This is a genomic window from Verrucomicrobiota bacterium (genome assembly GCA_016871535.1).
GTDB lineage: Bacteria > Verrucomicrobiota > Verrucomicrobiia > Limisphaerales > SIBE01 > VHCZ01.
Genome location: VHCZ01000218.1, coordinates 1 through 10,623 on the forward strand (window position 1 = coordinate 1; position 10,623 = coordinate 10,623).

Here is a 10,623-nt window from a genome sequence, read left to right on the forward strand (position 1 = left end):
CTTTTGTCCGTGGCCTGCGTTGGCTCGGTCCTTACAGCCCGCGTTGGGGATGCTCGGACCTCGCCGCCTTGGCCACAGCCAAAATCCCTCGCCGCAGGACCCCGCGCAATTTTCGGACACGCTCTAAGGATGCCTCGGTGACCGAAAAGCAAAGGAAAACACCAGGAGCGCCGAGGCCACTCGGCGCTCCTTCTTTTGGGACAGCACGCGCCCCGCGTGCACTGGTCGGCGCCCTCGCCGACCAACTCGGTTCAGTTGCAAATTCCATCACGAACCTATCCGACGCGTTGATTTCGACCGGCGGGGCGTCGCTCGAAACACCCGAGGGCGCGTGTGTTCCCCGATTCTGGGAAACGTTACAGCGCCGTTTCGAGAAACTTCCGGAACAGATTCGTCGTGATCCGCTGCACGCGTGCGTCCGGGCCGGGCGGAGTGCCGCCGTGCGCGGAAGGACGGAGGTAGCCTGGCGGCGCGCTCAAGCCATCCGACCACCAGATCGTCGCGGCATTGAAGACCAGGTTGCCTTTCTTCGCCGGATAAATCGTGGCGGTAAATTCGACGTTGCGCGGCTTGCCGCCGCTGAACACGGGTCCGCGCGCAAGAATCTCAAGTCCGGGAATATCCGCGGGCAAACCGTGATGTTCCCAGCCGACGAGGCCTTTGATCGTGTCGCCGTTCTTCATGCCGGCGCCCTCGAAGAGCCAGTGCTTCTCGTTGACGCAGGTCCAGTCGGCGGTGCCGTTGTAGGGATCGGTCGAGCGCGCGCCCATGAGCGTGGCGGGGTTCGGGCCATGGCGCCGCCAGCGATTGGCAAACTTTTTCACTTCGTCGTCGAACGGGCCGAACTTGCCGATCCGGGAAAGGCTGCGGTTTTGAATGCCCGCGCGGTTCGGATAGAAATGCACGACGCCGTCCACCGAATTGCCGCTGAAGAAGGCGGCGTTGACACCGGCGTCCACGGCGGCCTTCACGTGGTTGAACATGGCCAGCGACCAGTATTCGTCGTGGCCGACGGAGAGAAACGCTTTCGCGCGCAGCAGGCCTTTCGGGTCGGTGTGCGTATCGACGTTGCTGATATAGGAAACGTCGTAGCCTTCTTGCTCCATCCAGAACGTCAGAGGAAATTCCCACAGGAGAAACTCCCCCGAGCCTTGTGAAAGCGGCGCGTCGAAGATTTGGCGATACTTCCCGTAAGGCCGGTCCCAGCCGGCGCGCACGCCGGGGCCGACGTACCAGTTGTGCGGCGGCGTGCCGTCGTCATAGAGCGAAAACACGTCCGGCCAGCGATTGTACGCGGCCCAGGTCGTGTCGCTGCATTGGAACAGGAAATCGCACGCGCGATCGTCGCGGACGATGAAGATGACATAGCTTTGGAGCTTTTCTTTCTCCTCGGTCAACTTTCCGAGATACACGCCGCTCAGCCAGTTTTTAGGGATCGTGAACTTTGTCGCGGGTTCCCAGAGGCATTCCCGGACACGCTCGGGCCCGATGGGCGGTTCCGGTTGCGTTTTGCCCTCGAACAGACCGAGCCTGGCCACGTGCCGACCGCCCTTGCCGCCGTAGTAACCGAGCCGATAAAGATCAATGGTGAACTGCGAAGGCGGATTGGTGCTGACTATGAAATCGATAGTTTCGCCGGCCCGCACGCTGTTGCGTGAGCAATAGCCTTCGATCCACGGGCAGCGATACTTCGTCTTGGGATCGACGCGCGTGTTCGTGAGGAGCCAGTCGGTTGTTCCGGGCTTGGCGTTCTCGCGGCGAATTAAATTGGCTTTCTCTTTCGGAAGATTCACGCAACCGGCGAGAGGGCCGAGCGCCGTAACTAATCCCGCGCCGGCTGCGCCCTTGAGCAATTCGCGACGGGTCAGCCTGGACGAGCCGTCATCAGTCTGGATGGACATAAGGAACGTTGAGCGAGTTCAAGTTGGGTGTTGGTTCGGTGAAGGAAGGATAAACCCGAAGCCCGCGGGCGCAAGACCAGACAACTCAGAGACGCACGCCGGATGGATGATCTCTGGGAACTGACGCGAATTTCCGAATTGGCGCGAATGAGAACGGGGAAGTAATTCGCGATATTCGTGTCCAAGAATCCTTCCATCCTACGCCAGCAGCTTCTGCACGACGTTGCCGGCGATGTCGGTCAGGCGGAAATCGCGGCCCTGGAATTTGTAGGTCAGCTTTTCGTGGTCGATGCCCAGGCAATGCAGAACCGTTGCGTGAAAATCGTGCACGTGCACCGGCTCTTCCGCGACGTTGTAGCCAAAGTCATCGGTCTGGCCGATAGTGATGCCTCCTGTTATCCCGCCGCCCGCCATCCAGAGGCTGTAGCAACGCGGATGATGGTCGCGGCCGAAACTGGTTTTGCTGATTTCGCCCTGGCTGTAGCTCGTGCGCCCGAACTCCCCGCCCCAAATCACGAGCGTATCGTCGAGCATCCCGCGCTTTTTGAGATCCATGATGAGCCCCGCCGATGCCTGATCGGTCAGCTTCGCTTGCCTGCGGATCGCATTCGGCAAATCGCTGTGGTGATCCCAGTCGCGGTGGAACAACTGGATGAAGCGCACGTCGCGTTCGGCGAGCCGCCGCGCCAGCAGGCAATTGTTGGCGAAGGACGGTTTGCCCGGCTCGGCCCCGTAGAGGTCGAGGATTTCCTTTGGTTCCTTGGAAATGTCCATCAACTCCGGGACGCTGGTCTGCATGCGGTAGGCCATTTCGTAAGCCTCGATGCGCGTGGCAATTTCGGGATCACCCACGGCATTGAGCTGGATTTCGTTGAGCTGCCGGATGCCATCCAGCAACTCGCGGCGCGTCTGATTCGTGATGCCTTTCGGATTGGACACGAACAACACCGGATCGCCCGAGCCCCGGAACTGGACTCCCTGATGCGTGCCCGGCAAAAATCCGCTGCCCCAGTAACGTGCCTGCAACGGCTGGCCACCTCCGCCCGAGAGCAAGACAACGAATGAAGGCAAATTCCGGTTCTCGCTGCCCAAACCGTACGACACCCACGCGCCGACAGTGGGCCGCCCCGGTTGCTGATGTCCCGTGCCTATGAACGTCACGGCCGGATCGTGATTGATCGGCTCGGTGAACATCGAGCGGATGACCGCGAGTTCGTCTGCGACCTTTGCGATGTTCGGCAGCAACTCGGACAACTCAACTCCGCCTTTGCCGTATTTGGCAAACTTGAACGGCGAACCGACGCAGAGGAGTTGCGCCTGGCCGCTAGTCATGCCCGTGATGCGCTGGTTGCCCCGGACGGACGGCGGCAGTTCGGTGCCGGTCAGTTGCGCGAGCTTCGGCTTGGAATCGAACAAATCGATGTGCGACGGCGCGCCCGACATAAACAGATAAATGACGCGTTTGGCGCGCGGCGCGAAATGCAGCGGGTTGATCGCGCCGAATGATTTCGCGCCGCTCTGGGCGGTCGCCGCGAACAAGTCTTTGTTGAGCAGCGAGCCGAGCGCGATCGTGCCCAGGCCCAGACTGGTGCGGCTGAAGAAATGCCGCCGGGTCATGACCCGTGCCAGTTCACGATAGAATGGATTCTGAGGAGTCATAGCAAGCAAGAGGAATGACGAAGGACTAAGGACGAATGACGAAAGAATGTCGAATGTCGAATGTCGAATCCTTCCAAGGCAAAACGCAGTCCCGCGGATGGGGAGCACACGCGCCCTCGCGTGTTCCGACTGGCGCCCCCGCCAGTCGGAACGTCGTTGTAACCGTCACATCGAACGATGACTTTTGCGGACAGAAACTGTGGTCGGCGAGGGCGCCGACCACTGCACGCGGGGGCGCGTGCGGTCCCCAGCTCAAGGATGCCGAGTTCGAGGGCAGGATTCCTCGTTCGAGCCTTAGTCATTCTTTCGTCATTCATCATTAGACATTCGTCATTTCGATCACCCCTTGGTGATCGTCTCATCGAGGTTCAGGATGACGTTGCCGAGGGCGGTCCACGCGGCCAGCTCGGCGGGATCGAGTCCAAACGGCGGCTGCGATTCGCCGATGGTCACCAGCGCCATCGCCGACGCTTTGTCTTTCTGAAACTTCGCCAACTGTTTTTCGTAAATGCCCAACAGGATTTGTTCTTCTTGTTTGGTTGGCGGGCGGGCCACGGCCAGGCGGAAAGCATACGCGACGCGCTGAGACGTTGAAGAACCGCCTTCGCGGATAATCCGTTGCGCGAAACAACGCGCGGCTTCGACGTAAACAGGATCGTTCATCATCACAAGCGCCTGGAGCGGCGTGTTCGTGCGCGGACGTTTCACCGTGCAGACCTCGCGGTTGGGCGCGTCGAACGTCACGAACGAGGCGTAAGGCAACGAACGCTTCCAATACACGTAAAGGCCGCGGCGGTAATTATCGTCGCCTTGGCTCTGCGTGTAGGCCTGGCTGCTGAAGTTGCCGTTGTCGGTAAATCCGATCGCTTCCCAGAGGCCCGGCGGTTGGTACGGCCGAACGCTTTCGCCGCCCATCTCGCGATTCAACACCCCGGCGATGGCGAGCGCGTTGTCGCGGACGAACTCCGCTTCAAGCCGCAAGCGCGGCGCGCGCGCCAGAAGGCGATTGTCCGGGTCTTTCTCCAGCAATTCCGGCGTGACCTGGGATGACTGGCGGTAAGTGGCGGACATCACGATGAGCTTCTGCGTCGCTTTCATATCCCACTTCAACCGGAGGAACTCCGTGGCCAGCCAATCGAGCAGTTCGGGATGGGACGGCCATTCGCCTTGCGACCCGAAATCGTTCGCCGTCTTGACCAGGCCGGTGCCGAAATACATTTGCCAAAACCGATTGACTGTAACGCGGCTCACCAGCGGGTGGTTCGGATCGATAAGCCATTGCGCGAGCGCGAGGCGGTTGGCTGGCATTCCGGCGGGCAGCGGCGGCAAAACCGCCGGAACCCCCGGCGCGACTTTTTCGCCTTTGTTGCGGAAGTCGCCGCGAACGAGAATGTGGGTCTCGCGCGGCTTGTCCATTTCTTGCATGACCATCGTCGAAGGAATCGAGCGGTCGAACTTGGTTCGCGCGTCGCGCTGGTCCGCCAGGACTTTGTTGATGGACTTGACCTCATCCACGAACGCCTCGCGATAGTAGGTCCGCAATTCCTGCTTCTGCTGCGTCGTCAGCTTCTCTTCCGGAACGACGAGGTCCGCGCGCATGTTATCCGGCAACGCCGCGAATTCGGTCAAGCCGCTGGAGTCCGTGACGGCGATGCGGAAATGGCCGAGCGAACTGCGCGGCCTGGCGGATTCGAACTTCATCCGAACTTTGATTTCGGTCCCCTCGGCGAAACCAAACGGCTGCCGGGACAGAAAATAAGCGTGTCGCGGCACCGGGCTGGCGCCTTCGCCGAGGGACCAACCCGTGGCCGGTTGCGCATCCAGCGCGGCCATGACGTTGAAGCCGGGTTTATTGAAATCCGCCACCGCGCGGTCGAAATCCACCGGATGCTCCATCAGGGGTTCCTTGGACAACGCGAAGGAAAACCCGCTTTCGCCCGCGGCGTTGCTGACTTTGAGCAGAAGCTTGTTCTCGCCGTTCGCCAGGCGCAGACGCACTTTGTCCTGGTCCGGCTTCGCGTCGCGCACGACGTCGTTGGAGAAGATTCGCTTTCCGTTCAGCCAGACTTGCACGCCGTCGCCGCTGCCGATGAGGGCCGTCAGTTGCTGCGACTGACGCGCTGTGATGATTCGGAACAGATAAGTAGCCGAGTTTTCACCCTGGAGCGCGTGGACCGTCCCGTCTTTCCAGTCCTCGCGCTTGACCCATTTCAGCCGGCCTTCGTCATAGGTTTTTTTCAAATCAATCTCGCCTTCCGGGATGAACGCCTTGCTGAACGCTTGCCGGGGCGAGTCGGCTTGAAATGGACCGAGCGCGTACCAGGCGCCGATCAAAGGCGGATCAACTGGTTCGGAGTCGGCGCGCACGCCGGCTGCCTTGGCGTTCACTTCGATGGTGGTCAAAACGAAATTACCCTTCTCTCCCCGTCCAGCGGCCTTGCCTGGCAAAGAGTCGTGAGGCAACGCTTCGAGGCGGATGCCGGTGATGTCCTTGATCTGGCTCTTCAAGGTGATTGCGTAAGCCTCTTTGTCCTCGTTTGCGCCGGTTACCAAAATCGCGCGGTCTTCCGCGTTGGTGAGTGTCGCGCCTTTGAGGGAAGAAGCGTGCCGCGGTTCCAACGCCGTCCAATCTGTGGCGATGGCGCGAAATTTCTTTTCCCAGTCAGCTTGGGCCTTGTCCCATTCGGTATTTGGGGTTTCGAGCAAAGTTTTGCGGCCGGCTTCAATTCCCTTGATCTCTCGGTCCAACTGTTCGAGGCGCGCTTTCTGTTCCGGCGAAGGCAGGGCGAGGCGCGGGGCCGGGGACTGCACCTGGCCGTCGAGTCCTTTTTCCGCGATGGTGTTGAAGAAGGCGTAGAACTGATAAAATTCATTTTGCGTGAACGGATCGTACTTGTGGTCGTGGCACTCGGTGCAGGCCATGGTTGTGCCCAGCCAGACCGTAGCCGTTGTGTCCACACGATCCACGACGTATTTGGTCTGATACTCGTCCGGGTCCGCGCCGCCCTCGAAATTGTGCATGTTGTTTCGGTTGAAACCGGAGGCGATGCGTTGTTCCAGCGTCGGGCTCGGCAGCAGATCTCCGGCGAGTTGCCGGATCGTGAACTGGTCGAAAGGCAGGTTCCGGTTGAACGCGTCGATCACCCATTCGCGCCACTTCCAATTGTCGCGATGATTGTCGATGTGATAGCCATTCGTGTCGGCGTAGCGCGCGAGGTCCAACCAGAATTGCGCCATCCGTTCGCCGTATTGCGGCGAGCCAAGCAGGCGATCCACCAGCTTCTCGTAAGCTTCGGGGCTGTTGTCGTAGAGGAACTCTTCCACTTCCGCGATCGACGGCGGGAGGCCGATCAGATCAAGCGAGAGCCGACGAATGAGCTTGGATTTGTCGGCTTCGGGCGACGGCTTGAGTGCCTCGGCTTCCAGGCGTGACAGAATGAAGAAATCGATTTCGTTGCGCGGCCAGCTCTTGTTCTTCACTTCGGGAACGGGAGGCCGTTCTGGTTTGAGGTAAGCCCAATGGCCTTTCCACTCCGCGCCTTGTTCGATCCATTTCTTCAACAGAACAATTTGGGCGGGAGACAGCGCCTTGCCCGATTTCGTCGGCGGCATCCGGTCGTCTTCATTCGTCGTGGTCAACCGGCTGATCAATTCACTTTTGGCCACGTCGCCCGGAACAATCGCGATGGCGTCGGACTTAAGTTTCTTGAACGCGTCCTCCTTCCGGTCAAGGCGCAAGCCGGCTTTGCGTTTGCCTTCGTCCGGGCCGTGGCAGGCGTAGCAATTCTCGGAGAGGATGGGCCGAATGTCGCGGTTGTAATCGATCTTGGCTGGCGCAGCTTCGACCGTGAGGCGCAGCATGACCAGCAAGAGGAGGATCAGGAAGCACAAGCAGGAGCATGTCGAAGGAAATGGGGAGCACACGCGCCCTCGCGTGTCCCGACTGGCGCCTCGCCAGTCGAAACGTTGTTGAAGCCGCAGTGCGAAACGATGAACGGTTATTGCGGATGGTTGTGGTCGGCGAGGGCGCCGACCACTGCACGCGAGGGCGCGTGCGCTCCTCAATCCGACTGAACCATCACAGCTTCGGTGAGCATCGACAGGATTTCGGCAAATCATACAGCAATTCGGCGCGTTGATTGATTGAGGATAATATACCCGCGCCGGCGAAGTGCAAAAGAGCATTTTGCCTGTCCTCGCTCGCCGGTGCATCCACAAGTTGTCGCCCATTAGGGCGCGCGGTCATGAAGGCCCTAGCTGGGTGGAGCGGGCTACCAGCCCGCCTCGATCGGCAACCTGCCGCGTGAAAGGTCGCGGGTAATTCCTTGCGATCCGTCCAGGACTGATCCGCGACCGTTCCGTCCGGCTGGTAGCCGGACTCGATCCAGTCCGAGCGCGGTGATCCGCCATTTTCGCGGTAGTGGATGGCGACCAACAATTCGGAGCATCACATCCACGTCTATGCTAACTTGCGCCGCGCCGTAGAAGACGCAGGCCTGCCCGCCCATGAGCAGTGCCTGGACGCCATTCGTCTGGAAAGTCGAAAGGACTTGTCGGATCGGGGTCGGGATCAAGGCTGCCTCCCATCGCCAGGTATTGTGCGAACAGTTCCTCGCTCCTGCGGAAGCGCTCCAGCGGCGTCAGGTCGAGCCACTCCTTCCATTCGTCAGGCAACTGCTCGTAGGTCATCGGCGTCCCGTGCCAGAGCGCGGACGGCACGAAAAGGCGAAATCGTCCGTCCTTCTTCCGCGGGGAGCGTGGGTAGCACAGGCGACTCGCCAACTGTGTTCGGCATCAAAAACGCTCGGCTCGGTTTTCCTCACTCTCCCCGCGAGGAACGAGTGGGGAGAGAGCCGGAGAGAGGGGGACTCCTGTAAAGCAACCTCCTCTCCCCGGCCCTCTCCTCCTTCTATGAGGAAGAGAGGCAGAGGACACGGGATCTCACGCGGAAAGCTAATCCTCTGCCGAACACAACAGGCGACTCGCCCGTGCCGTCCGTCCGACGGAATGGCGTTGATCTCGAGGGAAATTGGCTCCGGCTTCCGGCCTATTCTGCACCTTGCTTCCGTTTCGTTCGGCGAGTCGCCGAACGAGGCGGGCGGGTCGCCCACGCTGAGCAGATACAGACCGGCAGGCCCGCCCTGCTTCCGTCAAATCCTCAAGTTACTTCCCCGACTCCGCCACCAGATATCCCTTGATGAACTCCTCGTTCAAGGTCACGCCGAGGCCGGGGCCGTCCGGGACGGTGATCCAGCCGTTGCGGGCTTGCATCTTTTCGTGCGTCAGTTCGTGGCGCAGCGGCGAGTCTTCGACGCTGTCCTCGAAAATGAACGCGTCCCGACAGGTGCTCAGCCAGTGCAAACACGCCGCCACAGTCACTGGGCTGGTGTAACAGTGGTTGCAAAGCCGCGCGCCGATTTCTTCGACCCGCGCGCGGAGGTAAGCCGCGTCCGTGAATCCGCAGCGCGAAATGTCCACCTGATAAACGTCCAGCGCGTGACGGTCGATCAATGGCCGGAACGATTCGCGGCCGCACTCGCCTTCGCCCGCGGCGATGGGCACCGGCGAGCGATCCCGCAGCCAGACGTAGCCGTCGATGTCCGCTTCACGCAACGGTTCTTCCAGCCAGCCGATATTGAACTCGGCAAATTGATGCGCCCGGCGCAGCGCGGTGCGCGCATCCCAGACGCAACCGGCGTCGATCAGCAGCGTTCCGTCTCCGACGCCTTCGCGCGCGCCGCGAACCAAATCCAGATCGAGCGCTTCGTTTTGGCCCATCGGCTCCCAGCCAAACTTGACGGCCTGATAACCGGCTTCGATCCAACGTCGTCCGATATCGCGCGTCGCCACGCCGTCCTTGCCGAACAGGATCGAGGCGTAAGCTTTGATTCGGTCGTGGTGCTTGCCGCCGAGCAACCGGTGGAGCGGTTGTTGGAAATATTTTCCCTTCAAATCCCACAGCGCCATGTCAACGGCGCTCATCGCGGAGATGGTGACCGACGTGCGGCCGAAATACATCGTCTGGCGATACATTTTCTGCCAGAGGCGCTCGGTTTCGAGCGGGTTTTCCCCGATCAGGATTTGTCGCAGGCCACAGGCGATGTTATGGCTGAACGGCGCATCGACGATGGCCTTGACGACCTCGGGCGAGGCGTCCGCTTCCCCGATGCCTTCGAGTCCGTCGCCGGTCCGGACCCGGATGAGGACGACGTCCTGCGAGCTGGCGGTTTTCTTTTCAACGGAGCGGACGCGGAGGATCTGGCAGATGATTTGTGTGATTTTCATAAGCTATTCGATGCTTGGTGGGGCGACGCTCTCGCGGAGCCACGTCATTGTTCCCGAAAAGGGAGTTGGAGTCACCACACTCACTGAAAAGGGAATTCTTGAAATCAAAGCCTGATCGTGCCGCTCAAGGTTTTCTCCAGCAACTCGCGCTCGGCGGTGATCAGTTTGTGCTGCTTGACCAACGCGTAGCGCCGCTCGAAGTAATCCTGGTAAAAGGTCAGGATGTCGGCGTCGTCATCGACGATCAGAATTTTGGGTCTCGTGCTGGACATAACGGGAGGAATCCTAAGTGGTCATGGGCATAAATGCGATGGCCTTCGTTGCGCCCAATTTGGCCTGTGGCGCGACGAGGGAACATAGCTAGCTAGAAAGCTAGCAAGCTCTGTGACCGAGGCGCAACGAAGCCAGAAGCCAAAATCGCCCCAGCCCGCAGGGGCGGCGCGGCGCTCCCGCCAAAACCCCAAGGGGGTTTTTGAGCAGACCCTAATCCAACGTCCGCCGGTAGCGCTTCACTCCAATGGCCAGCCCGGTGATCATAACCATCGTCATGGTAAGCACCACCCCCATCAAGCCGGGCACGATGTTGTACGCCGTGATGCCTTCCGGATTGTAGCGCGCATGCCAATGCCGGTTCATGGAAAGCTTCCTTGAGCTGATTACCATGCTCTCGCCCCATGAACCCGGTAGGGCGAGTCCGTCCCGGCGAGCCGCTCGACGTGCCTGGAACACGTCCGACTCGGCTCGCTGAGGACAGGCTCGCCCTACCGTCAGGTTCAGG

General features: G+C 60.4%; 5 protein-coding genes and 1 pseudogene. All 6 read right to left on the minus strand.

Annotated features, from left to right (window positions below; translation table 11 throughout):
• Positions 1–356: 356 nt before the first annotated feature.
• Positions 357–1,901, minus strand: coding sequence for a hypothetical protein (locus FJ398_21445; GenBank protein MBM3840479.1), 1,545 nt, complete (start codon positions 1,899–1,901; stop codon positions 357–359).
• A gap of 198 nt (positions 1,902–2,099) precedes the next feature.
• Positions 2,100–3,560 (minus strand): DUF1501 domain-containing protein, encoded by a 1,461-nt coding sequence (locus FJ398_21450; GenBank protein MBM3840480.1) that lies wholly within the window; start codon positions 3,558–3,560, stop codon positions 2,100–2,102.
• Positions 3,561–3,899: 339 nt separating this feature from the next.
• Positions 3,900–7,790: a DUF1553 domain-containing protein gene (locus FJ398_21455; GenBank protein ID MBM3840481.1), complete on the minus strand. Its 3,891-nt coding sequence runs from the start codon at positions 7,788–7,790 to the stop codon at positions 3,900–3,902.
• 234 nt (positions 7,791–8,024) lie between these two features.
• Positions 8,025–8,279, minus strand: a complete 255-nt coding sequence (locus tag FJ398_21460) for a hypothetical protein (GenBank protein MBM3840482.1) — start codon at positions 8,277–8,279, stop codon at positions 8,025–8,027.
• Positions 8,280–8,723: 444 nt separating this feature from the next.
• Positions 8,724–9,845, minus strand: a complete 1,122-nt coding sequence (locus FJ398_21465; protein MBM3840483.1) for a mandelate racemase/muconate lactonizing enzyme family protein — start codon at positions 9,843–9,845, stop codon at positions 8,724–8,726.
• 486 nt (positions 9,846–10,331) lie between these two features.
• Positions 10,332–10,466 (minus strand): annotated as a pseudogene (locus FJ398_21470) (ABC transporter permease).
• Between the last annotated feature and the right edge of the window lie 157 nt (positions 10,467–10,623).

Bases quoted from the DNA above. Each gene is read 5' to 3' on its own strand.
- FJ398_21445 (MBM3840479.1), bottom strand. From the start codon at position 1,901: ATGTCCATCCAGACTGATGACGGCTCGTCCAGGCTGACCCGTCGCGAA.
- FJ398_21450 (MBM3840480.1), bottom strand. From the start codon at position 3,560: ATGACTCCTCAGAATCCATTCTATCGTGAACTGGCACGGGTCATGACC.
- FJ398_21455 (MBM3840481.1), bottom strand. From the start codon at position 7,790: ATGGGCGACAACTTGTGGATGCACCGGCGAGCGAGGACAGGCAAAATG.
- FJ398_21465 (MBM3840483.1), bottom strand. From the start codon at position 9,845: ATGAAAATCACACAAATCATCTGCCAGATCCTCCGCGTCCGCTCCGTT.